General features: G+C 68.3%; 18 protein-coding genes and 1 pseudogene. 8 read left to right on the top strand and 11 right to left on the bottom strand.

All coding sequences use genetic code 11. The features are described from left to right. A pseudogene (locus JF886_RS08920) lies at window positions 1-645 on the bottom strand (hypothetical protein); the annotation flags it as partial. 145 nt (window positions 646-790) lie between these two features. On the opposite strand from JF886_RS08920, the gene JF886_RS08925 reads away from it, so the two are divergent. Continuing rightward, complete coding sequence (locus JF886_RS08925; RefSeq protein ID WP_337311633.1) at window positions 791-2,317, top strand: glycosyltransferase family 2 protein; 1,527 nt, start codon at window positions 791-793, stop codon at window positions 2,315-2,317. 97 nt (window positions 2,318-2,414) lie between these two features. Here the strand turns inward: JF886_RS08925 and JF886_RS08930 are convergent, their stop codons facing one another. From JF886_RS08930 to JF886_RS08965, 8 genes are all read right to left on the bottom strand, one after another. Continuing rightward, on the bottom strand, window positions 2,415-2,615 hold the full coding sequence (locus JF886_RS08930; RefSeq protein ID WP_337311636.1) for a hypothetical protein: 201 nt from the start codon (window positions 2,613-2,615) through the stop codon (window positions 2,415-2,417). 88 nt (window positions 2,616-2,703) lie between these two features. Then, window positions 2,704-3,693 carry a GDP-mannose 4,6-dehydratase gene (locus tag JF886_RS08935; RefSeq protein WP_337311638.1) on the bottom strand — a complete coding sequence of 330 codons (990 nt, stop codon included), beginning with the start codon at window positions 3,691-3,693 and terminating at the stop codon, window positions 2,704-2,706. 129 nt (window positions 3,694-3,822) lie between these two features. Continuing rightward, window positions 3,823-4,947 (bottom strand): glycosyltransferase family 4 protein, encoded by a 1,125-nt coding sequence (locus tag JF886_RS08940; RefSeq protein WP_337311640.1) that lies wholly within the window; start codon window positions 4,945-4,947, stop codon window positions 3,823-3,825. Beyond that, window positions 4,944-6,149 carry a glycosyltransferase family 4 protein gene (locus JF886_RS08945; RefSeq protein WP_337311642.1) on the bottom strand — a complete coding sequence of 402 codons (1,206 nt, stop codon included), beginning with the start codon at window positions 6,147-6,149 and terminating at the stop codon, window positions 4,944-4,946. Before JF886_RS08945 ends, JF886_RS08940 begins: the two co-directional genes overlap by 4 nt. Before the next feature lie 27 nt (window positions 6,150-6,176). Next, window positions 6,177-7,040, bottom strand: a complete 864-nt coding sequence (gene rfbD, locus JF886_RS08950) for a dTDP-4-dehydrorhamnose reductase (RefSeq protein ID WP_337311644.1) — start codon at window positions 7,038-7,040, stop codon at window positions 6,177-6,179. Then, a complete protein-coding gene (rfbB, locus tag JF886_RS08955) occupies window positions 7,037-8,059 on the bottom strand; it encodes a dTDP-glucose 4,6-dehydratase (RefSeq protein WP_337311646.1) in 1,023 nt (340 codons plus the stop codon). Before rfbB ends, rfbD begins: the two co-directional genes overlap by 4 nt. A gap of 25 nt (window positions 8,060-8,084) precedes the next feature. Beyond that, a complete protein-coding gene (locus JF886_RS08960; RefSeq protein ID WP_502711418.1) occupies window positions 8,085-8,663 on the bottom strand; it encodes a dTDP-4-dehydrorhamnose 3,5-epimerase family protein in 579 nt (192 codons plus the stop codon). Further along, window positions 8,663-9,748 (bottom strand): glucose-1-phosphate thymidylyltransferase, encoded by a 1,086-nt coding sequence (locus JF886_RS08965; RefSeq protein WP_337311648.1) that lies wholly within the window; start codon window positions 9,746-9,748, stop codon window positions 8,663-8,665. The genes JF886_RS08960 and JF886_RS08965 overlap by 1 nt, the downstream gene beginning before the upstream one ends. An 81-nt stretch (window positions 9,749-9,829) precedes the next feature. On the opposite strand from JF886_RS08965, the gene JF886_RS08970 reads away from it, so the two are divergent. Genes JF886_RS08970 through JF886_RS08990 form a run of 5 tightly spaced genes read left to right on the top strand, consistent with a single transcriptional unit; the run spans window position 9,830 to window position 15,660 of the window. Continuing rightward, window positions 9,830-10,723, top strand: a complete 894-nt coding sequence (locus tag JF886_RS08970; RefSeq protein ID WP_337311650.1) for a class I SAM-dependent methyltransferase — start codon at window positions 9,830-9,832, stop codon at window positions 10,721-10,723. A gap of 34 nt (window positions 10,724-10,757) precedes the next feature. Then, window positions 10,758-11,933, top strand: coding sequence for a glycosyltransferase family 2 protein (locus JF886_RS08975; protein WP_337311653.1), 1,176 nt, complete (start codon window positions 10,758-10,760; stop codon window positions 11,931-11,933). Window positions 11,934-11,960: 27 nt separating this feature from the next. Next, complete coding sequence (locus JF886_RS08980; protein WP_337311655.1) at window positions 11,961-12,815, top strand: ABC transporter permease; 855 nt, start codon at window positions 11,961-11,963, stop codon at window positions 12,813-12,815. Continuing rightward, window positions 12,812-14,068, top strand: coding sequence for an ABC transporter ATP-binding protein (locus tag JF886_RS08985; protein ID WP_337311657.1), 1,257 nt, complete (start codon window positions 12,812-12,814; stop codon window positions 14,066-14,068). The genes JF886_RS08980 and JF886_RS08985 overlap by 4 nt, the downstream gene beginning before the upstream one ends. A 23-nt stretch (window positions 14,069-14,091) precedes the next feature. Then, on the top strand, window positions 14,092-15,660 hold the full coding sequence (locus JF886_RS08990) for an MptA/MptB family glycosyltransferase (protein ID WP_337311659.1): 1,569 nt from the start codon (window positions 14,092-14,094) through the stop codon (window positions 15,658-15,660). On the opposite strand, the gene JF886_RS08995 is transcribed toward JF886_RS08990, so the two are convergent. Together JF886_RS08995 and JF886_RS09000 are read right to left on the bottom strand one after the other, a co-directional pair. Next, complete coding sequence (locus tag JF886_RS08995; RefSeq protein ID WP_337311661.1) at window positions 15,647-17,932, bottom strand: glycosyl hydrolase family 18 protein; 2,286 nt, start codon at window positions 17,930-17,932, stop codon at window positions 15,647-15,649. The two genes, JF886_RS08990 and JF886_RS08995, sit on opposite strands and share 14 nt — an antisense overlap. A 10-nt stretch (window positions 17,933-17,942) precedes the next feature. Beyond that, on the bottom strand, window positions 17,943-19,922 hold the full coding sequence (locus JF886_RS09000; RefSeq protein ID WP_337311664.1) for a DUF8189 domain-containing protein: 1,980 nt from the start codon (window positions 19,920-19,922) through the stop codon (window positions 17,943-17,945). Between the two features lie 197 nt (window positions 19,923-20,119). Here JF886_RS09000 and JF886_RS09005 point away from each other — a divergent pair, with 197 nt between their 5' ends. Together JF886_RS09005 and JF886_RS09010 are read left to right on the top strand one after the other, a co-directional pair. Continuing rightward, window positions 20,120-22,486, top strand: coding sequence for a putative glycosyltransferase family protein (locus JF886_RS09005; protein ID WP_337311666.1), 2,367 nt, complete (start codon window positions 20,120-20,122; stop codon window positions 22,484-22,486). Between the two features lie 20 nt (window positions 22,487-22,506). Beyond that, window positions 22,507-23,322: a glycosyltransferase family 2 protein gene (locus JF886_RS09010; protein ID WP_337311668.1), complete on the top strand. Its 816-nt coding sequence runs from the start codon at window positions 22,507-22,509 to the stop codon at window positions 23,320-23,322. The last annotated feature ends 19 nt before the right edge of the window (window positions 23,323-23,341 follow it).

Below are 23,341 nucleotides of genomic sequence, written 5' to 3' on the forward strand. Positions count from 1 at the left end.
GAGCCGGGCCGGCGCGGGGGGCGGCAGCTCGCGTGGGGCGGGCGGGCGGGGCACCCCGCGAAGCACGGCCACGGGGTGGGAGGCGGTCGAGCCGGTGGTGCGCCTGACGGGCACGGGCGGGGCGGGCGGAACTGGGGGACCGTCACCGCGGCCGATCACACCCTCCGCCGTCTCGAGGCAAGAGAAGGCCACCACCTCCTTGATGTCGGCGGCGCGGTCGAAACGGACGATCGCCGTCTGGCTCAGGACGGTCTCGACCCGGCCCAGAGAGCCGACCGGGTAGTCGCCGATCGGCGTGCCCGTCCGCGGCCGGATGTTGGAGGTCAGCCGCACACGCTCACCGATGTCGAAGGGCGGCGGAGGTTCCTCCTTGGCGCTCGGGGGACGGCCCGGCTGGGGGCGCGGAGTCGGCCGGACCACCGCGACGGGGGCGACCACGGCGACCTTCTCGCCATCGCCATCGTCGTCGTCGTCGTCGTCGTCCTCCTCCTCATCGACGACCACCTCGACGTCCTCGACCACGTCCACCTCAGCGACACTGTCGACGACCTCTGGGTCCACCTCCTCCTCGGCGGCAGCCCTCTCGGGCTCAGCCTCGGCAGCGGGGGTCGTCTCGTCCTTGTCGTCGGGCGTGCGAGCGGGCATATGTGAAGACCTGTCCTGGAGTGTGCGCAGCGCCTGCGCGGGGCTGACGAGGATAACCGTTCGCGGGCGGGCGTCGACGCCGCCGTGACGAAGATGGTCCCCATCAGCGGGGCTCCCTGCGAGGACGCCCACCTAGACTGGCGCGGTGATCGCCCGCACGGCTGCGCAACGCCTGTCGCCACACGCCCGGCAGCGGTTGCTCGAGATCGTTCCGGGTGCGCTCACCTGGACGGTGCTGCTCCTGCCCGTGGTGGTGGCGTTCGCCATCCGCCTCAACGACCCGACCAAGCTGTGGATCCTCGGTCTCGGCGCCGTCATGCTCGACGTCTATTGGTTCGGCCGCACCGCGCTCACCGTGCGCGCGGTGAGTCGATCGCTGCGCGTCGTGCAGCGAACCGAGGAGATCGATTGGTGGGCGCGCTGCCAGGCACTGTCGGCCGCACCGGGACGCCCTCGCCCCGACCAGGTGGTGCAATGCGCTCTCATCCCCACGTACACCGAGAGGTACGAGGTGCTGCGCGCCACCGTCGCGGCGCTCGTGGACCAGAACTTTCCAGACCAGCAACGGGTGTGCGCGATCATCACTCGGGTCAGTGACAACGGCGGCTGGGAGAACGTCGATCGCCTTCGCGATGAGTTCGGTCATCGCTTCCGTGCCTTCATCCACATCAAGGACCCACTGCTGCCCGGCATCGTCGTCGGCAAGTCGGCGGCGATGGCGTACGGCGGGCCGGTGCTCAAGGAGGCCTGCGACGAGATGGGGCTCGACCCTGCGCACACGGTGGTCACCGATCTCGACTCGGATTACCGCCTCCACCCGCAGTACTTCGCCTACATCACCCACGAGTTCTGCACCACCGAGGACCCGCTGACGTCGATCTGGCAGCCCATCCCGGTGTTCCTCAACAATCTCTGGCGCGTGCCTGCGGCCGTGCGGGTGATGGCCACGGCGGCAACCCAATGGCAGATGTTCCTGCATCAGAACCCCCACCGACTGGTGATGTTCTCCTCGTACACGACCTCGCTGAAGCTGCTCGATGACGTCGGCTACTGGGACTCCGACGTCATCCCCGAGGACTCACGCTTCTTCTGGAAGAGCTTCTTCCGCTTCGGTGAGCGTCTCCACGTCCGTCCCGCGTTCATCCGCGTGTTCGGTGACGCCCCGCGGGCGCGCAGCTACGCATCCACGCACGCGTCTCAGTACAACCAGATCAAGCGCTGGGCGTGGGGAGCCAGCGACGTGCCCTACGTGACCCTGCGCATGCTCGAACACTCGGAGATCCCGTTCCGTCTTCGCTTGCGCCGCTACATGAACCTGGTGTTCAACCACCTTACCTGGACCACGTTGCCCATGCTGCTGTTCTTCGGGGGTGCGCTGCCGGCTCTGATCGACCTCGACTACAGCCTGACCACCGAGGCGTTCTGGATCGGCTGGCTGACGGCCGCGATCCTCACCTTCACCCTGCTCAACACCCTGGTGCTCATCCGGGTGGACGCGACCATGTGCCCCAAGCCGTCGGACTGGCCCTGGTGGCGGCGGCGCTACGCGGAGCTGCAGCTCTTTCTCTACCCGGTGGTCGGCCTGGCGCTGAGCGTGATCCCCGCCCTCGAGGCACAGACCCGCCTGATGTTCGGTGCCTACCTGGAGTACACAGTCACCGAAAAAGAATAAATGCGCTCGAGCCGTCAGCGCCGGCGACTTCACGTCGCCGCAGCTGACACCGCTCGCCGGGGGGTGTCCGAGGGGGGAACGCAGTTCCCCCTTCGCCTTAAGCGGCGGCTCGGCGGCGGTCCGACCCGGAGGCGTTGCCCCATGTCACGCTGCCGTTGGGCCAGACCATCGCGGTGGTCTTGGCAGGCCGTTCGACGACCACCTCGCCCTCGCTGATGTACACGGGCATTCCCTGCTCGCGGGCGAACCGGCGGGCACGGTCGTAGACGTCGGGGCTGGTGGCAAGCTGCGGTCGCATGGCATTCCTCGGACCGGGGGAATGAGACCGGTCACGACCAGCTTACCCGGCCGAAGAACCGGCCAAACGGTCCATGGGTCCGCTCGGCCTACCCGGCCGCCTCGTTGCGCATCGCTTTCTGCTGGGCGGCGAGGTCGGCGTCCACCATCATCGTGACCAGCTCGGCGAAGGGCACCTTGGGCTCCCAGCCGAGCACCCGCCGTGCCTTGGAGGCGTCGCCGATGAGCACGTCGACCTCGGCCGGCCGAAGGAAGCGGGCGTCGTCGCTGACAACGTGGTCGCGGTAGTCGAGCCCGAGGTGGGCGAAGGCGATGTCGCAGAACTCGCGGACGCTGTGGGTGACCCCGGTGGCGATCACGAAGTCGTCGGCCTGGTCCTGGGCCATCATCAGGCGCATCGCGTCGACGTAGTCGCCGGCAAAGCCCCAGTCACGCTGTGAGTCCAGGTTGCCGAGCGAGATCTGCTTCTGCAGGCCGAGCTTGATCTTGGCGGCGGCGTTGGTGATCTTGCGGGTGACGAACTCCAGCCCGCGGCGCGGGGACTCGTGGTTGAAGAGGATGCCGCTGCAGGCGAACATGTCGTAGCTCTCGCGGTAGTTGACCGTGATGTAGTGGCCGTACACCTTGGCGACCCCGTACGGCGACCGGGGATGAAAGGCGGTCAGCTCGGTCTGCGGCGACTCGCGCACCTTGCCGAACATTTCGCTGCTCGACGCCTGGTAGAAGCGAATCTGTGGGTTGACGGTGCGGATCGCTTCGAGCATGCGCACCACGCCGAGGCCGGTCACCTCGCCGGTGAGCAGCGCCTGCTTGAAGCTCAGCCCCACGAAGCTGATCGCGCCGAGGTTGTACACCTCGGTGGGCTGGCAGCTCTCGAACGCCGCCACCAGAGAGGAGTGATCGAGCAGGTCACCCTCGATGAACTCGATGCCCGGACAGAGACGGGCCACCGACTCCAGCCGGGGGTTGTTCTGGCCGCGCACCAGGCCATACACGTGGTATCCCTTGGACAGGAGCAACTGACCGAGGTAGGTCCCGTCCTGGCCGGTGATACCGGTGATCAGGGCTGTGCCGGGCACGCGCGTTCTCCCGTGGTGAGCTGGTGGTGCGCTGCGCACCCGCCTCGATCACGCCTTTCGAGTTGGCGCTGCGAGGGACAGCGGCATGATACCGCGCCCCGCGCCGCCGTCCCGGTCGCCGGCCCCAGGTCAGCGCTGCCTTAGAACCCGCTGGTACACGCGCAACGTCGCGGCCGCCGTCTTCTCCCAGGTGAACTGTGCGGCCCGCTCGCGCCCGGCGGCGACGCGGCGTTCACGCTCGGCCGGGTTGGCGAGCAGCGCGCTCACCTCGGCGACCATCAGGGCGGCGTTGCCGTCCTCGACGACCAGGGCGGCGTCCGCCACGACCTCGCGCAGCGAGGAGTTGTCGAACACCGCGACCGGGGCGCCCGCCGCCATCGCTTCGAGCGGGGGCAGCCCGAAGCCCTCGTAGGCAGAGGTGAACAGCAGACACTCACTCATCTGGTACAGCCCCCCGAGCTCGTCGTCGGTCACGTGGCCGAGGAGGCGGACGTGCTCGCTCAGCCCAGCCCGGGCCACGATGCTGGCGACGGCGGCAGCGAAGTTGCCCTGGGAGCCGGCGATGACCAGACGGACCCCGTGATGCCGGCGCAGGCCGCGCACCACATCGGCGAGGAGCTCGATGCGTTTGCGCGGGTCAAACGTCCCCACGGCGAGGACGAAGCGTCCTGGGAGACGCAGTCGAGCTCTCAGCGACGCCGTCTCGTCATCGGACCGCGGTCGGTGGGGCGACACCCCCTCGGCGATCACGGAGATGCGCGCGGGATCGACCCCGGCGATGCGCTGCAGGTCGTCGGCGGTCGACTGCGACACGGCGACCACCGCGTCCGCGCTGCGGAACTGGCGCATCGGCAGGGCCCGCTCGCGGCGCATCCATGGGTACTCGCCCGGCATCACGAAGGGGATGAGGTCGTGGACGGTGACCACCACCGGGATCGAGGGACGTAGCGGTTGGCCGTACTCCACCGCGTGATACAGAGCCGGAGGCCGGCCAGCCAGTGCACGGCGGATCTGCAGTGGGTCGAGCACCGGTCGCACATGGCGGTTCAGCGGCCGCAGCCGCGCCGGGTACGTCGCAAAGCCGGCGGCGACAAGTCCCGCGTGCGGGGCGGGGCCGCGCTCGAGCAGCAGGCCGACGTCGTTGCTCACCCCCAGGGAGGCGTAGCCGATGAGCAGGCCGCGCAGGTAGGTGCCGATGCCGCGCACCGACGACTCGTCCTGGAGCGAGCGTCCGTCGAGCAGGTAGCGGATCACCGTGCCGTGGCCGCCAGGAGGGTTCGCAGTCGCTCTTCGGCAAGGTCCCAGCGGTAGGTGGCGGCAACGTACGCGCGTCCAGCCGCCCCCATCGCCGCAGCCTGCTCCGGGTTGTCGATGAGGTGGGCAGCCTGGGCGGCGAGCTGGCTCGCGTCACGGAACGTCCATCCGCCGCCGCTGCGCGCCGCGTGGCCGGCAAGCACTGCGGAGCTGGCATTGAGCAGGCACGGCCGGCCCATGGACCAGGCCTCGAGCGCCAGAAGGGAGAGGGACTCCATCGAGCCGGGCACCACGATCGCCACAGCTCCCGCGATCGCCTCCCACCGTTCCCGTTCGCCGAGCCGCCCGACGCGGCGCACCTCGGGTGTGTCGACGCCGTCACCCGCCTCGCCACTCAACACCAGCGTCGCCGACGCGTCCGACGTGTGCAGCAGCGCGCCCGCGGCGAGGAGCGTTTCAAGCCCCTTCCCGCCCGCGATGCGACCGCCGAAATAGAGGTACGGGCCGGCGATTTCATGGCGCCGCGCGAACGCGTTAGCGTCGACGTCGCCCGGTGCGTCGACACCGACGACGCCGCATGCTGAGGGCAGCGCGCCTGTCTCTGGGTGGATGGTCGCGACCAGGTCACGCTCCTCGAGACTGTGGAACCAGAGCGCATCCGCAGAGAGCATGGCCCGGCGCACGACAGCCAGGCGCAGTGCCGGTTCGTCGTGCGCCGCGGGCACGAGGATGCGTGGGTGTGGCGCGGCGGGGAGGCCGAACAGAGTGGGATGGAACAGGTAGGGCGAGAACAGCGTCGGGACCGGCGCGGCCTGTGAGAGCGCGCGGATCAATCCCGGCGAGTACGGACCCTGAGCGATGGACCACATCCGCTCGCCACGCAGCGGACGGGGGAGGTGGTACGCGGCCGTCGACAGGCGTGCGAACAGCCAGGGATGCCGCCGCAGCGCGACCGGGTACCGACGGACCTTCACCGGGCCGTCGCGTTCGACGCCGGCTGTGAAGGCGGTGCGCCACGTCGCCTCGTCGACGGCGGTGGTCGTCCACACCTGCACCGTCCACTCCCGCGCTGACAGTGCATGGGCGAGCCGGCGCATGGCGCTCTCCGCTCCGCCGACCACCGATTCTCCGTAGCGGGGGACCACGATGCGCAGAGCGTCGGCGTGGCGCGGCTCGCGATCGGGGGGCTCTGCCTCGGGCACGCTCATCCTCAGCCGACGATTGGCGCACTACGCGCCGGGCACACCCTGCTCACGGATCGCTGCGAGGTACGCGTGGAGCCCGTCGCGCCAGTCCGGCAGCGGGCTCTCGCCGAGCAGGCGCCACACTCGATTGTCGAGCACCGAGTATGCGGGCCGCGGAGCCGGCGTCGGCCAGTCCGCGGTGGTGATGGCGGCGACATCGGTGGCGATCCCGCTGGCCGCGAAGATCTCCTGCGCGAAGCCGTGCCAGCTGACCTGGCCGGAGTTGGTGAGATGGAAGGTCCCGGGCAGGTCCCGGGCGATGAGGCGGAGCAGCGCCGGCGCCAGGTGACCGGTCCACGTCGGCGTGCCCACCTGGTCGGACACCACCCGCAAGGGCGTGCCGCTCGCGGCGGCGCGCAGCATGGTCAGAACGAAGTTCGGCCCATGGCTTCCGTATAGCCACGATGTGCGCACCACCTGGTGCCGCCGGGCGAGACCGCGAACCTCAGCCTCGCCGGCGAGCTTGCTGGCGCCATAGGCGGAGCGCGGGCAGGGCTGCTGCCACTCGTCGACCGGGTCGGTCGCCGTGCCGTCGAAGACGTAGTCAGTGCTGAGATGTACCAGCAGAACGTCGCGTGCGGCGCATGCAGAGGCGAGGACGCGCGGTCCGAGCGCGTTGGCGCGGAAGGCACCGTCGCGGTCCGATTCGGCGGCGTCCACCCTGGTCCACGCGGCGCAGTTCACCAGCACATCGGGGGTGGCTTCCTCGAGGTTGCTCGCCACGGCCGCCGCGTCGGTGATGTCGCATCCCGCTCGGGTGGTGGCGTGCACGGCGTGCCCCGACGCCGTCGCGGTGTCGAACAGCTCGCGGCCGAGCTGGCCGTCCGCGCCGGTGAGAAGGAGTTTCACAAGCCCTGCGCCGCGTCGGCCTGGAGCGGCTTGTAATTGCGGCGGTAGAACTCCCAGAACTCACCCGATTTCAGCGGACGCCACCACTGTTCGTTCTCGCGATACCACTGGACGGTCTCGCGCAGGCCGTGATCGAGCGGGACCAGCGGGCGCCAGCCGAGCCCGCGCAGCCTGTCGCTGTTAACGGAATAGCGCCGGTCATGTCCGAGCCGGTCGCGTACGTGCTGCTTCAGAGAAGCCGGCTTGTCGAGCGCGCCGAGCACCAGGTCCGCCACCTCCCCGCCGCTGGTGGCACCACCGTAGCCGACGTTGTAGTCCTGACCTGCCGTGCCCTGTCGCAGCGCCGTGTCGATGCCACGAGCGTGGTCAGCGACATGGATGTAGTCGCGAACCGCACTGCCGTCGCCGTAGATCGGCAGCAGCTGATCATCGATGGCGTTGGTGATGAACAGGGGGATGATCTTCTCGGGGTACTGGTACGGACCGTAAGTGTTCGACCCGCGGGTGGTGATCACCGGCAAGCTGTAGGACGCGCGATACGCCCACACCATCATCTCGCCCCCGGCCTTGCTGGCCGAATACGGGCTGCGCGGACGCAGCGGGTCGTGCTCGGTGCTGCTGCCCTCCTCGACGTCGCCGTAGACCTCGTCGGTCGACACCTGGAGGAACCGTTCGACTCCGCTGGCGCGCGCCGCCTCCAGCAGCACATACGTTCCGAACACGTCCGTCTGGATGAACTGCCCGGGTGCCTCCAGGGAGCGATCGACGTGTGACTCCGCGGCGAAGTTGACGATGGCATCGACGTCGCGGACGAGCTCCGCGACCAGGGTACCGTCACAGATGTCGCCCTCCACGAAGCGGTAGTTCGCGCTCTGCGCCACCGGGTCGAGGTTGCGGACGTTGCCGGCGTAGGTCAGCTTGTCGAGCACCACGACGCGATCCTCGGGGTGGTTGCTGATTGTCTGGCGCACGAACTCACTGCCGATGAACCCGGCGCCACCGGAGACAAGCAGTCTCATGCTGGGGAGCGGAGTTGACGGCGCATCAGATGTTCTCGATCCGCCAATCGAACCCGATGCGTGGGTCGTTCCAGGCGATGCGTCCCTCATCCGGTTGGGCGGGGTTGTACGGCTCGGTCACGTAATACACGAGGTGCACGTTCTCCAGGCCCAGGCACTGGTAGCCGTGGGCGACGAGCGGGGGGATGGCCACCATGCACGGGCTGTTCTCGCCGAGGATGAGCGTCTGGATGGTGCCGCACGTCGGCGAGTCCGCCCGCAGGTCGACGAGGACGACGCGAGCGTTCCCGACGACGATGTCCCAGTAGTCCCACTGTAGCTCGTGCCAGTGGAAGGCCTTGATCAGTTCCGGCGGGTTGCCACCGCGCGCGTACACTAGGCTGCGCGACATCTGCGCAAAGGGTCGCTCACCGATGAACGGCCGGCCGTCGTCGTCGAGGTCGCCGCGCTTGAGCTGCTCGATGAAGAAGCCGCGCTGGTCGGCGTGCTTGACGAAGGTCTTGACCTGCACGTCGTGGATCCGCCCCAAGCGCTCGGCCGCGGGCCGCGCCTCCATGCGACTCAGGGCGGTCTCGATCTCCGGGGTGGGCTGCATCCAGGCCATCAGCGCAGCTCGACCCGGCTGTGGTCGCCCACCATCAGCTTGTAGGCGCGCGGGCGCAGCGGGGACCGGCCGATCAGGCACTCCTTGCCGATCAGCGACGACTCGATCTTCCCCTCGACGTTCTCGATCACGCTGTTCTCGAGCACGATGCTGTGCTCCAGCTCGGCGTTGCGCACGGTGCAACCGTAGTAGATGGACGTGTACGGACCGATGTACGCATCGTCGATGACTGTGTTCTCGCCGATGATCGCCGGGCCACGCACCGTGCAATTGGTGAGCTGCGCCCCGCGCTCGACGATCACCTTGCCGTGCATGCGGACGCCCTCACCGATCGTCCCCTCCATGCGCGGCGCAAGATCATCGAGAACGATGCGGTTGGCCTCGAGCATGTCCTCGAGACGGCCGGTGTCCTTCCAGGTGGCCACCAGCGCCTGGTGCGGCTCGACGATGAGGTGTGGATCGACTCGCCGCCCGGTGTCGATCATCCTCTGGATGGCGTCGGTGATCTCCAACTCGCCACGCGCAGAGTAGTCGATGGCGTCGATGGCCTCGAAGACGGTGTGGTTGAAGAGGTACACACCGACCAGCGCGAGGTCGCTGGTGGGTTTTGCCGGCTTCTCCACCAAGCGCACCACCTTGCCCTCGATCAACTCGGCGACGCCGAAATGTTGGGGTTCCGGAACGCGGGCGAGAAGGATGAGCGCGTCCGGCTGGGTCTCGGTGAAACCCTCGACGATCGGTACGATCCCATGGCGGATGAGATTGTCGCCGAGATACATCACGAACGGCTCGCCGGCGAGGAACTCTCGTGCGCACAGCACAGCGTGAGCGAGCCCGCGGGGTGCGTCCTGGGCGATGTAGGTGACGCGTGCGCCGAACCGTGATCCGTCGCCGACCGCAGCCTCGACCTCTGCGCCGGTGTCGCCGGTGATGATGCCGATCTCGTCGATGCCCGCTGCAACGATGGCCTCAACGGCGTAGAAAAGTATCGGCTTGTTGGCGATCGGCACCAGTTGCTTTGCCGATGTGTGCGTGATCGGTCGCAGCCGGGTGCCCTTGCCTCCGCTCAGGATCAGACCCTTCACTTGCGCAATGGTACACGTCATCATCGAGATGGCGGCTACCATGTAGGCACGTCCGTCACCCTCTTCCGATGGAGATCCAGCATGTCATCCGCGAAGCGTTCGCACCTGGCCGGGTGGCTGACCGGAAAGGGCATCGAGCTGGGTGCTCTCCATCAGCCGCTGGCTGTTCCGCCAGGTGTGGAGGTGGAATACGTCGACCGTCTCAGCGTTGCCGATCTGCGTCGTCAGTATCCCGAGCTTGCAGCGCTCGACCTGGTGCCGGTGGCGCATATCGGCAGCGCTGAGAATCTCGCCGACGTCACCGACTCGTCGATGGACTTCGTGGTCGCATGTCACGTGCTCGAGCACATCGAGGATCCCACGCGCGCATTGCGCGAGATCCATCGCGTGCTGCGTGACGGCGGCATCTTCTTCTGCGCGCTTCCCGAGCCGCGTGTCACTTTCGACAGGGAGCGTCAGCCGACCACCATGGAGCACCTGGTGCGCGACCACGCCGACGGCTCCACCTCGCGTCGTGAGCACTTCGTCGACTGGGTGGAGAACGTGGAACGCCATCAGCCGTGGTGGGCGACGGACCGTCCTGATCCAGAGGAACGGGTGCAGCTCCTCCTCGAGATGGACTACAGCATCCACTTTCACGTGTGGCGCCCGGACACGTTCGTCGACTACCTGGGTGCAGTGCGTCGCCGCGACGGCATCGAGTTCGAGCTTCTCGACTTCGCCGGATGCGAGCCGGGTGTCGACGATGAGTTCATCTTCATCCTGCGCAAAGGCGTCGCGCCCGTTCCGGTCACGGCGCCGTCGCTGACTAGGCCCTGGACGGGTTCCGCGCCGGCCAGCGGAGCGGTCCCGGCAGCACATCCACAGGGCGCGCGCCAGGCGGTCCGTGAGGCAGTTCGGGCAGGGCGCGTCGCGGCCGCGTCGGTCCGCGCTGCGGGGCAGCGCCGTCTTCAGCGAGCGCGATCCGGACACTGAGGGCAAACGCGGTGGAACACGGACGACTGCAACGGTGACCACCGAAGACTCGCCCGCGCCAGGTCAGCGCGTCGTCCGCGGTGCCACGGTGCCCGCCTCGCCTGAGGTATCGATCGTCGTCCTGGTCACTGAGAGCACAGAGCGTGTGCAACGGTGCCTGGACTCCATCGTTGCGCACGTCGCCGGAGGTCCGGTCGCCGAGGTGATCGTACTGGCCAATGGCACTCCGTCAAGCGCCCTGCAACCTCTGGCCGCGCGCGACGACATCGTTCTGGTTCGCTCCGCCGTGAACCACGGATTCGGTGGCGGTTGCAACTGGGCGGCGCGGTTCGCCCGCGCGGACCGATTGGTGTTCCTCAACGACGACGCCACCGTCACCGCCGGATGGCTGACCATGCTCAATGACGCCATGACAGACGATCCGCGGATCGGCGTTGCCGGCAGCCGCGTGCTGTTCGGCGATGGTCTTCTCCAGGAGGCCGGCGACGTGATCTGGCGCGACGGCAGCACCTCGCACCTCGGCCGCGGACTCGCGGGAGACGATGCGGAGCTCATGAGCAGGCGCGACGTGGACTACGTGTCCTTCTGCTCGGCGATGGTGCGCCGGCAGGCGTGGGAGGACGTGGACGGCTTCGACGAGCGCTACTTTCCTGCGTACTACGAGGATGTTGACCTGTGCATGGCGGCGCGCGCCAAGGGATGGCGGGTGGTGTGCGAACCCGCGTCTGTGGTGATCCACGAGGAAGGTGGCAGCACACCGGTGCCGCTGCGTCACTTCCTGAGCCATCGCAACCAGGCCATCTTCGTCAACAAGTGGCAACACGAGCTCGCCCGGTTCGACGAGCGCCCGGCACGCGCCGGCACCCGTGCCGTGATGACGTTGGCGGCGCGCAGGATCTCGGCAACCGACGCCGCCACGCCGCCCGCATCACCCCGCCGGCGCACGTCACGCGGTCGTGTGCAGGACTCTGCCGCGGAGGTCGATGCGCTCGCCGTCGAGTTGCGCCATCAAGCCGACGATGTGGCCCTCAAGGAGGAGTACATCGCGTTTCTCGGCAATGAGCTGGCCGGTTACGGTGCCGCCGATGTCGCGCGGCGGTGCTACCGCGCGCTGCGCGGCGAGCTGGGTCGCCAGGTGCGGCGCCATCCTCGTCTTCTCAACGTGGTTGAAGCGCTGAGGACACGAATCCGGGAACGCACCTCACAATGAGGCCATTGCCCCAGTCCTGGACACGCGATGATCTCTGATCCGACCCTGCCCGAGCGCCCCGTCGCGGCGCGCACCGTCAGCCCGCGCGCTTCCGCGTTCCGCAGCAACCTCAACCTGACGCGCGAGCTGGCTGTGACCACCTTCAAGCTGAAGTACACCGGCTCCGTGTTGGGCTACGCGTGGTCGCTGGTGAAACCGCTGCTGATCTTCGGGATGACCTACCTGGTCTTCGCGGTCTTCCTGCTGCGAGGCAGGACCAAGCCAGGCGAGAACTTCGCCGTCGAACTGCTGCTCGGCATCGTGGTCTGGACCTTCTTCGCCGACGCCACGGTGTCCGCGGTGGGTGCGATCGTCGGCAACGCGCACATCGTGCGCAAGGCGTACTTTCCGCGCTGGATCCCAGTCGTCGCCTCGACCCTGAGCGCCACCATGACCCTGGGGGTGAACCTCGCGTTGATGCTGGCCATCGGGCTGCCGCTGGGATGGTTCCACATCGGCTGGTCGACGCTGCTGCTCCCCCTGCTGTTTGTCGAGCTCTACGTGCTCGTCGCGGGGATCGGCCTGCTCATGTCCGCGCTCTTCGTCTTCTACCGAGACCTGGGGCACGTCTGGGAGATCACACTGCAACTCCTCTTCTACGCGAGCGCGATCGTGTTCCCCTTCTCGCTCATCCCCGAGCGGTTTCGTCAGCTGATCGCCTTCAACCCGCTGGCCCAGCTGATCGAGGACATGCGTCGAGCCCTGGTGACGTCGGTGATCCCGTGGTCGTCCGACATCCTCGGCGGCCTGCTCATCGTTCCATTGGTGGCGGTGTGCATCCTCTTCGCCGTGGGCCTGCTGGTGTTCCACCGGCTCACCCCGAGGTTCGGGGAAGCGCTGTGAGCGAACCGGCGGTCAGAGTCACCAACGTCAGCAAGCATTTCCGCGTCCCGCTGGATCGGAGCTCGACGTTGAAGTACCGTGTCACCCACCTGCGCAGCGCCTCGCGCTACCGTGACCTGCTGGCGGTGAACGACGTCAGCTTCAACGTCGGCGCCGGCGAGTTCCTCGGCATCACCGGGCCGAACGGCTGCGGCAAGAGCACCCTGTTGAAGATTCTCTCGCGGATCTACTCACCGGATTCAGGGCGGGTGCGCCTCGCTGGTCGGGTGGCGCCGTTCCTGGAGCTCGGCGTCGGCTTCAACCCCGAGCTGTCGGCGCGCGAGAACATCTTCCTCGGCGGAGCCGTGCTGGGGATGACACGGAAGGAGCTCGCCACTCGCGTCGACAGCATCCTCGAGTTCGCTGAGCTCGAGGAGTTCGCCGACCAGAAGGTGAAGAACTTCTCGTCGGGCATGGCCGTGCGCTTGGCGTTCACTGTCGCCATCCAAGCCGATGCCGACGTCCTGCTGATGGACGAGGTGCTCGCCGTCGGTGACGCGCGCTTCCAGGAGAAGTGTTTCGACGTGTTTTCCGACTACAAGCGGCACGGCCGGACCATCATCCTGGTCAGCCACGACCTGTCGGCGTTGAACCTCTATTGCGACCGCGTCCTGCTGCTCCAGAAAGGCCATCTGGTCGCCGACGGCCCGGCGGCCGACGTCACCGCCCAGTACCGCCGCATCGTCGGTGCGATGTCAGAGGCCGACGATCATGAACACGATCCCGATGATGCCATGGTCGCAGAGAATCGCTGGGGTACACGCGAGGTGGAGATCACCGCGGTGCGGCTCCTCGACGACAACGGCAACCAGCACACATCGTTCGCCACCGGTGGCGGCCTCACCGTGGCCATCGACTACGCGGTGCACTCCGACGTCGACGATTTTGTCGTCGGCCTCGCTTTCAAGCGCAGCGACGGCATCAACATCTCGGGGCCGAACACCCGGACCGCCGACAGCCACGTCAGGGCGTCGGGACCGGGCACGCGCGGCACCATCAGCTACGCGATCCCCCACCTCGGCCTGCTCGGCGCCAAATACGACATCACCGCCGCCATCTACGACGGCTTCCTCAACCACGCGTATGACCACATCGAGGACGTGATGAGCTTCCGCGTCGTCGACGAGAAGGGCCGGCTCGGCATGGTGGATCTCGACGGCACCTGGGAGCAGACGGTCGACGGCCAGAGCCGAGCCTACGGCCGGGCAGGCTAGCGTCAACCGATGATGCCGGCTGGGTGAGCGACCGGATGCCGCATCCTCCGCAGCGCAGCGACGACCAGACCACCGCAATCGCTCCGGAAGGCGCCGTCGCGGGACAGTCCACGGGCAGGGATGCGTGGCGGCCCCGACCTCTGGACGTGGGCCTGGTCGTCCTCGGCGCACTCACGGCCGCGGTTTACGGCCTGTTCTTTCTCCGCGTGTACCCTCTGCTCGGGCACGTTGGCTCCGCCGCCGAACAGATCCCTGCTCTCGCGCCTGGGAAGGGAGCGGCGCTTGGCCTGGCCGTCGGTTGGGTGCTGCTGTTCGTGTTCTACGTGGCCGCGTACCGACTCTGCCGTCGTGGTGGTGGCCCGCGAACGGCGGCGGTGATCGTTGGCGGCTCCATCGTCTTCGGGTTGCTGCTGTTGTTCACATATCCGTTCTCCTCCACGGATCTCTTCGACTATGTCGCGCGGTCGCACTTCGTCGTGGACGTCGGCGGCAACCCGTTCGTCACCCCCCCTGGCGCCGTGGCCGATTTCCCCTACATGCGGTATGTGACGTCCGTTGGTACCGCCTCGCCATACGGTCCCCTCTGGCAGAATCCCGCCGACCTCATCGCGCGACTCGTCGGCAGCGGGCTTGTCCGCAACTTGGTGGCCCTCAAGCTCCTCGTGCTCGCCTGCTTCTGGTGCGGCGCCCCGCTGATCTACCGGTCCCTCCGACGATGGCGGCCCGAGCACGCACTACCCGGCACGCTCCTGTACGCCTGGAACCCCGCCGCCCTGATCGAATTCGGTGCCAATGGACACAACGACGCGATGCAGGTGCTGTGCCTGGTGCTTGCCGCCTCCTTCCTCGTCGCCAGGCAGCCCGCCGCCGGGACCCTCGCGGTGGTCGCCGCCGCGCTGGTGAAGTTCTCCCCGCTTCTGCTGCTGCCTCTTTTCTTCATCGCCATGTGGAAGTTGCCGGTGGACGGGCGTCGGCGACTCCAACAGTGGGCCGGGTTCATCGCCGGCGCGATGGCCCTCACCGTGCTTCTCTACCTTCCTTTCGGACTCGGCACGATCCGCACCAACCTCGCCTTGGTGGCCAGCCACGGTGACCTTCGCGCCAACTCCCTGATATGGGCGCTGGCCGACCCGCTCGCCACCGTCACCGGGTGGTCGGCGGACCGCGCCGCGCAGCGCCTCTCGCTGGCGGCGTACGGCATCGTGGTCGCCGTCCTGCTGTATCACTGCGTCCGCCTCGTGCGGAGTCGCGCCCGCGAGGATCTCGGAGCCGAGGTACTCAGGCGAAGCTTCCTGGTTCTGTTGACGCTCGTGGCGCTCGCACTGTCATGGTTCTGGCCCTGGTACGTGCTCTGGCTCCTTGCACTGGCGCCGTTCGTCCGGCGTGTCGGCGCCCCGATGATCATTGCTTTCACAGCCGGCGCGTTTGCCGTCAACTGGACCACCGCGTACTACGGTCTCTTCCTTTCAGGCGGGTTCCCGTACGTGATGATGTCGGTGGTGTTTGGACCGCTCTTCTTCACGGCGGTCGCGCTGGCGGCTATGCGCCTCAGGGCCGGCGGCGGCGGGCTCGCCGCCGTTACCCGGCACTGAGGTTGGCGGGGCCATACCAGCGCCCCGCATACCACGCTTCCCACAGCGTCTCAGACGGGCCCTGCCAGAACACCAACTGTTGCGAGCCGTTCGGCAAGACGGTTGCGCTGGGCCCTGAGCTCAGCGGCCCCAGTCCGCCGAACGCCCACGATGTCCAGTTGGCTGGTCCGTTCCAGCGCCCACCGGCCCACCACGCCTCCAACAGGGCACCCCCGGGTGCCGACCAGAAAACCAACTGCGACGTGCCATCAGGGGTGACCGTCACGCTCGGAGCGGAGCCGAGTGTAGCGGCGCTCCCCAGGGCAGCGGCCGCGATGTCCGCTGGACCGTTCCACCGCCCCGCTGCCCACCAGGCCTCGTACAGGTGCCCGGCGGGCCCCGCCCAGTAGACAAGCTGTGACGAGCCGTCGCGTGTGACGACAACGCTGGGCGCGGAGTTCATGAGACCGCTGCCACCGAACGCTCCTGCCGTCAGGTCGGCTGGTCCGTTCCACCGCCCTCCTGCCCACCAGGCCTCATAGAGGTGGGCGCCTGGACCCTTCCAGAACACGGCCTGGGTGGACCCGTCGGGGGTCATGGCGACGCTCGGCGACGACGCCAGCACCCCCGACGGTCCCAGCGCGGCCGCAGTCAGGTCGACGGGGCCGTTCCAGCGGGCGGTGGCCCACCACGCCTCGAAGAGATGCCCGCCGGTGCCGGCCCAGAACACGGTTTGGGTGTTCCCGTCGGGAGTCACGGCCACGTTCGGAGCAGACGCCAGCGTCGCGCTCGGCCCGAGCACGCTGGTGAGGTCGAGCGGTCCGTGCCAGTACCCGCCCGAGTACCACCCCTCGAAGAGATGGTTGGCGAATCCCTTCCAGAACACGAGCTGCTGCGAGCCGTCGGGAAGGACCGTGACGCTCGGGGCGCCGACTCCCTTGGGCTTGAACGCGGGGTACTTCGTGACCGTGAACTTGGCCGAGATCTCGTTCCACAGGTCGGAGCTGCCGCTATCGTACCCGAGTGCCCAGATGGCGATGCCGCGCAGTGCACGGCTGTTGACCAGGTCGTATTTGATCCCCAGCGACTGGCCGTTGTCGTAGTACAGCTCGCGGTACGAGCCGTAGTTGCCGCCGCAGGGGTCACCGGTAGCGGGGCTGTACCAGGAGGCCCACGGCTCCTGGTACGTCGCGTCCCAGTGCTGCTGAAGTTGCTGCGCGCAACTGAAATCGCCCAGCGCTCCGGCGTACGTGTCCGCGCTGCTGCCTGAGGTGGTGGGGTCCTGGCCGGAGCCGGTGAGCGCGCTGACACTCCACTTGTAGCCGTAGTACGGCACACCGAGGAGAAGCTCGTTTGCGGGTACGCCGTACTTGGTCATGTAGTCGCCGACCGCCTGGGTCACGTTGTACCAGCAGCCGCCCATCGGGGCCGTGGGCCCCGAATGGCCGGCAACGCAGGGCGCGAAGCCATAGCCCATGAGGTCGAGCGCATCGACGTGGTGCCACAGCGCGGCGAGGTCGTACATGGTGCCCCCCTGCCCCGCGCTCGCGTACGTGTCGACCGTCAGGTACGAGCGCCCCGCGGCGCGGCCGCTAAGCGCCGTCTGCAATTCCGAGATGAACGTCGTGAAGTTGGCCGCCAGGCTGGAGCTGACGCCCTCGTAATCGATGTTGACCCCATCCGCCGGTCGGTTGACCACCTGGTTGATGATCCCGTTGATCAACGTCTGCCGCGCCGGCTCCGATCCTGTGGACCCGGCGATCGTGGTGTCGTTGAACGCCTTCACGGTGAGCACCACGCGGTCGCCGGCGCTGTGTGCGGCGTTGATGAGGTTGGTGCTCTGGCTGCTCCACCATGTCGAGTAACCCGAGTCGCCGGTCACAAGTGTCCCGTCGGTGTTGACGTTGACACCGAAGTACGCGACCGTCGACAGGAGGTTCATGCGCAGGTCAGACGTCCACGCCCCGGAAGCAACCTCGCCTTGCTGCACGAACCCCAGGACCTCAGGGTCCGGCGGGCTGCTGCCGGCGCCGGCCGCGCCCCCCGCAGCGGAAAGCGACTGAGGCGAGGGCCGCACCAACGGGTGCTTCGGATGCATGAGCGAGCTCGCCCTGGCCCCGGGAGTGAGGCCGGGCCGCGGCGCGCCTGTCGTGTCGTCGAACGGCGCATGCGGAGGGGAGATCGCCGCACCCGGAGTGGCCGCAGCCGCCGGCGCCGAGACTGCCAGGCCCGAGGTCAGGATCACCAGCGCTAGGCCAGCCACGCCGAAACGCACCGCTCGTCTTGCCTTCATGACGATTGTCCTACCCCGCGCTGAAATCCACGGGGCCGTGCCAGGCGCCGCCCGCATACCAACTTTCCCAGAGCGTTTGCCGTGGGCCCTGCCAGAAGACGAGCTGCGAGGAGCCGTCCGGGGTGACCGTCGCACTCGGGGACGACGTCAACGTGCCCTTGCCGCCGAACGAGCTCGATGTCAAATCCAGAGGCCCATTCCACGATCCTGCATACCACGACTCGAGCAGGTCGCCCCACGGGCTTCTGTAGAAAACCAGTTGAGTGGAGCCGTCCGGGGTGACGACGACGCTCGGCGTCGAACTGATGAGCCCGAGGTTGGCGAATTCCACGGGACCGTGCCAGCTGCCTGAGAACCACACCTCGGTGAGGCGGTTGTCGACCCCCGGCCAGAACACCAGCTGCTGGCTGCCGTCGGGCGTGATGGTCGCGCTCGGGGACGACGCCAGCGTTCCCAGGGTGGAGAAGTCGGCCGGGCCGTTCCATCTCCCCGTGTACCACGCCTCCCAGAGATGGCCGTCGATCCCGCGCCAGAACACGAGCTGCTCCCCGTCAGCTGTCGGCACGACGCTCGGCGACGACGCGAGCAACCCGGCGCCGCCCCATGCGGCGGTCAGGTCGACGGGACCGTTCCATGACCCGGCGTACCAGGCCTCGAGCAGGTGACGGTTCGGGCCCTGCCAGAAGACGAGCTGCGTGCTTCCGTCCCTGGTGACGGCAACGCTGGGCGCCGAGGTCAGATGGCCGAGCTGCGGGAAGGTGATCGGACCGTTCCAGTTGCCGGTGTACCACGCCTCGTGCAGCAGGCCGTCGGAACCGCTCCAGAAGACCAGCTGCGTGGAGCCGTCCGGCGTCACCGCCACCTGGGGCGCGCCCACGCCGTGCGGATGGAAGGGCGCCGGCGGCGCTGGCGGAGGCGTCGCCGGCGCGGTGACACACGCGTTCTGAGCATTGCTCCAGAGCTTCTGAACCGTGTACGCGACGGCGTCATGGCCGACTACGCTGGCATTGATGCCATTGCATATGTCGCCGTTCTCACCGTTGTTGACGTCGTACCAGGCCAGCGGAGAGCCGACAGCCCCTGTGGCCAGCCCAACCTCGGGGTCGGTGATGACCTCCGCGAACTCATGTGACGAGACCGACATGACGTTCTGGAATTCGGTGCCGCCGCCGCAGCCGGTGGCCATCCCACCGGTGGTGAAGTCCGGAAGGACGCTGTAATACGCCTCCGGGGCCGAGGTCGTGCCATGGTATGCGCAGAAGTCGACGCCGCTCTTTTCCGTCCCGCTGGAAACATGCAGGGTGATGTGCACGCTGATCGGGAAGTAGGTTGCGTAGAGCGTCGTCAGTTTGCCGGCGCCGTCGCGGGCGGGCGCTGGGAGGGTATGAGCCGCGATCTGCACCTTGAGTTCAGCCTGGATCTGAGTGTCGTCGATGGTGTGGGTGGTGTTCCCTGGCGCAAATGGGTTGTTGGGTTGCGAGGGTGCGATGATGTTCTGCGAGTCGAAGCCGCCGCGAGTGATCGTCTGGTTGGTGCCGGAGGTCCCCTGGGGGCTGCCCGTGGTGTTGTACTCGGACATCGAGTCCACGTAGGACGAGCTTGCGATTGCGCCGTAGAACGTGCCGACGCTCGGCGAGGTGGCGACGTCCTGCACCTCGGACTCGTACTTCACCGTGGTGGATGGTTGCCCGTAGAGAACCTGCACCACGCGGATTGTCGAAACCACGCTGCCTCCGTAGTAGGAGAGATGTGCTCTCGGCGGCGCCACCGGTGCCGCCGCAGCCGCCGGTTTTGTGGCGCCGCGCCCGGTGCCGAAGACGGGCATGACCCCCCGGTGCAGGTGACCCTTGGTTGGAGAAACACCTGGTGCCGCGCTCGTCTTCATTGGCGGCGCAGCATGAACACCACCCGACGGCGCCACGGCGGCGCTGAGCCCGGAAGCCAGCAAGCCGGCCGCGGCGGCGATTCCCAGCGTCCTGAACCCAGCCATGCAACCTCCAGAGCAGCGATCCCGCCCGCGCCGATGCGGCATCATGCACCGCTCCGCCACGGTCAGGGTACCCCCTGCCGGCGCGCGTGGGTGTTCCTGCCACCGCACCGTCACGATCCTTCGGCGCCATTCCCGAGCGGTTGACAGAGGTCCGATTCGATGTTCCACTGGCGCGCTGTACGAGGAAGCCAACGGCTGTGATCCCTTCGCGCCTCCGACCGCTGGCAACAGCGCCGGCACTGCTGCTCATCGCCGTGGCGATCACGTTCGCCGTTCTGTGGCGCGGTGTGCTCTTCGGCCACCAGGGACTCATCGGCGGAGACATCCTCAACAACATCCCGCCGTGGACCGCCGGGACGCCCCCGATGCACGCCCGCAACGACCTCGTCAGTGACCCGGTGACGCAGTTCGTCCCGTGGCTCACCTCGGTGCGCCAGCAATGGTTGGCCGGTCACATTCCGCTCTGGAACCCCGATGCGTTCGCGGGCGCGCCGCTGCTCGCCAACGACCAATCCGCGGTGTTCTCGCCGTTCACGCTGGTGGCGCTGCCGTTCGCACCGGCGCGCGGGTACAGCCTGGCGATGCTGTTCAAGCTGGTCGTTGCCGGTGTCGGCATGGGCGTGTTCCTGCGCCAGCTGCGTGTCGGCTACACCGCCGCGATCGTCGCCGGCATCGCCTATGCGAGCAGCTCGTTCATGGTCGACTGGCTCGGCCACCCGCAGTCGGCGGTGGCCGCCATCTTCCCGTGGGCATTCGCCAGCGTCGAGCTCTGGTTGCAGACGCGGCGCCGTCTCGCCCTGCTCGGCCTCGCCGCCGCGGTCGCGCTCCAGTTCCTCGCCGGGCATGCTGAGACGACACTCCATCTCGGACTCATGCTCGCCTTCTATGTCGCTGTCCGCGCGCTGGTGCTGGAGCGCTGGCGGTGGCAGGCGATTGCCGGTGTGGCGGCCGCCGCGGCCCTTGGCACAGCGCTCGCCGGCGTGCAGCTCGTCCCCTTCCTGACCGAGCTGGGCAACTCCACGCTGGTCAGCGACCGCAGCGCCACCGGGGTGGGTTTCGGCCACCTTCTGGCGGGCGAGCTGATCAGCTGGATCCTGCCCAATGGGCTGGGCAACCCGGGCATCGACAACCTGCCCGGCCCGGCGCCCAACTACCTCGAGGCCACGGGGTTCATCGGAGTGGGCGCGCTCGTGCTCGGCGGTCTGGGCATCGTTCATTCCCTGAAGACGCGGCGTTCGGTCGGGTTCGCCCTCGGCATTTCCGTCGTGCTCGCCGCCGGCGTCGTATACGGGCCGCTGTCGCAGGTGGCGGGACGGCTGCCCCTGCTGTCGTCGAGCAGCAACGCGCGGATGATCGTGGTGATCTGCTTCGGCATGGCGGCGTTCGCAGGTCTCGGCGTCGAGGCGGTGCTCAGAATGCGTCCCCGCTGGTCCGCCGGGCGCGCCGCCAGCGCCGGATGGGCACTGCTCGGCGTCGGCGCCACCGCGCTCGTCGGCGTCGTGGTCCTGGGCCTGATGCTCGCCGCCCAGGGCAAGGCCGTCGACGGCCTCCTCCCGCAGTGGCACGGGAACGTCGGGTTCTGGGTGCTCGAGGCCGGGCTCAGCCTCCTGGCCGCGCTGTGCTTCCTTGCCGCGGCCGCGTTGGGGAGGGGAGGCAGCGGTGCGGCGGCCGGCCTGGCGTGCCTGGTCCTGGCTGAGGGAGCCATCTTCGCTGGCCCGCTCCAGCCCCGCGTGCCCCTGGCCAACGACCCGCCGCCGAGCGCGACCATGACCTGGCTGCAGGAGCACCGCGCCGACGGGGCGGTGGCCGGGCGGGCGCTCGCGATGATCCCCAACCTGGCCACCGAGTACGGCGTGCGTGACGTGCGCGGGGTGGACGTGACCATCGATCCAAGGGTTCGCCTCTACTGGAGCCACGCCGACCCCGGCTACGACGACCGCACCTTCTACACCCAGCTCGACCGTCCCGGCCCCGCCTGGCTCGCCGCCGCCGGGGTGCGCTACTACGTATCCGCGCCTGCCGACGTCCCGGCAGGCGCCACGCCGGTGATCCAGAACCCCGGCTTCACGCTGAGCTCGGTGGCCGGCACCAGGCCGTTCGCCTTCTCGGCCGCGGCGGTTGTCGCCGCCGCCGGGGCGGACGACGCCGTCTCCAAGCTTGCCGCAGACCCGCTCGGACCGGTGGTTGTCGAGTCGGCGGGTGTCGGCCAGCCAGCCGCTCACGCTGACGTCTCGCTGACCCGGCAGGACGCCGGAGCGGTCGATCTCGACGTCAGTGCGACCGCGCCCGCGACCGTGGTGGTCCTTCAGTCGTACACGCCTGACTGGAAGGCGCAGGTCGACGGCGCCGCCACGCCCGTCCGCGCGGCCGACGTGCTCTTCCAGAGCTTCACCGTGCCGGCCGGCCACCACCTCGTGACGCTGCGCTACCAGCCGGCCAGCGTCACGTTCGGGCTGATCGCCAGCGCTTTGGGAATCGTTGGCCTGGCCGCGCTTTTCGCTGTTCCCTTCGCGCTCGCGCGCCGGCGCACGCCGCGCCGAGGCGCCGGCTCCGGCTCCGGTTGACGTCTGGTACCGTCGCGCGCATGAGCCCCCAGCCCGCGGCCGTTCGCGACGAAAGCCCCTTCCTGTCGGTGCTCATCCCCGCGCTCAACGAAGAGGCGACTATCGACGCCGTGGTCGAAGCGGTGCTCGCCGTGCCGGTGTCACTCGAGGTCATCCTCATCGATGACGGTTCCACGGACGGGACCTGGGGGCGCATGCAGCGCTGGGCACGGCACGACCGCGTCGCAGCGCTCCGTCACGGCGAGCAACGCGGCAAGGGTGCCGCCATCCGCACTGCGCTGACCCGCGCGTGCGGCTCCGTCATCCTGGTGCAGGACGCCGACATGGAGTACGACATCAACGACTACCCGCGCCTGCTCGATCCCATCATCAAGGGTCGCGCCCAGGTGGTCTACGGCACGCGCGTGTTCGCCAGCCACACCGCGCACTCCTACTGGTACGTCATGGGCAACAAGGGGGTCACCACCGCGGCCAACCTGCTCTTCAACGTCTACCTGTCCGACATCGAGACGGCCTACAAAGTCTTTCCGCGCGAGGCGGCGCTGGCAATGAACCTCGAGGCCAAGGGCTTCGAGATCGACCCCGAGATCACTGCCAAGCTGCTGCGCATGGGGTACCGGATCCACGAGGTGCCGGTCGACTACGTCGCCCGCTCGCGGGAGGAGGGCAAGAAGATCAGGCCGTCGGACGGTGTGAAGGCTCTCGGCGTGCTGCTGCGCCACCGCTTCTGGAAACCCGGCCACATCGCCCCGATGATGGAAGTCCCGGGCCGCCATGCGCGCCCGGCCGACCAGCACGCGGCGACGGCCGAGAAGCATGTGGTGTCCCGCTCCTGACACTGGGGACGGGAGCGCT

This window comes from Candidatus Aeolococcus gillhamiae (genome assembly GCF_016464765.1).
Lineage (GTDB): Bacteria > Chloroflexota > Dormibacteria > Aeolococcales > Aeolococcaceae > Aeolococcus > Aeolococcus gillhamiae.

What these genes read in the sequence shown, in the direction of transcription:
- JF886_RS08930 (WP_337311636.1), bottom strand. Translation starts at nt 2,615, where the DNA reads ATGCGACCGCAGCTTGCCACCAGCCCCGACGTCTACGACCGTGCCCGC.
- rfbB (WP_337311646.1), bottom strand. Translation starts at nt 8,059, where the DNA reads ATGAGACTGCTTGTCTCCGGTGGCGCCGGGTTCATCGGCAGTGAGTTC.
- JF886_RS08960 (WP_502711418.1), bottom strand. Translation starts at nt 8,663, where the DNA reads ATGGCCTGGATGCAGCCCACCCCGGAGATCGAGACCGCCCTGAGTCGC.
- JF886_RS08970 (WP_337311650.1), top strand. Translation starts at nt 9,830, where the DNA reads ATGTCATCCGCGAAGCGTTCGCACCTGGCCGGGTGGCTGACCGGAAAG.
- JF886_RS08980 (WP_337311655.1), top strand. Translation starts at nt 11,961, where the DNA reads ATGATCTCTGATCCGACCCTGCCCGAGCGCCCCGTCGCGGCGCGCACC.
- JF886_RS08995 (WP_337311661.1), bottom strand. Translation starts at nt 17,932, where the DNA reads ATGAAGGCAAGACGAGCGGTGCGTTTCGGCGTGGCTGGCCTAGCGCTG.
- JF886_RS09000 (WP_337311664.1), bottom strand. Translation starts at nt 19,922, where the DNA reads ATGGCTGGGTTCAGGACGCTGGGAATCGCCGCCGCGGCCGGCTTGCTG.
- JF886_RS09010 (WP_337311668.1), top strand. Translation starts at nt 22,507, where the DNA reads ATGAGCCCCCAGCCCGCGGCCGTTCGCGACGAAAGCCCCTTCCTGTCG.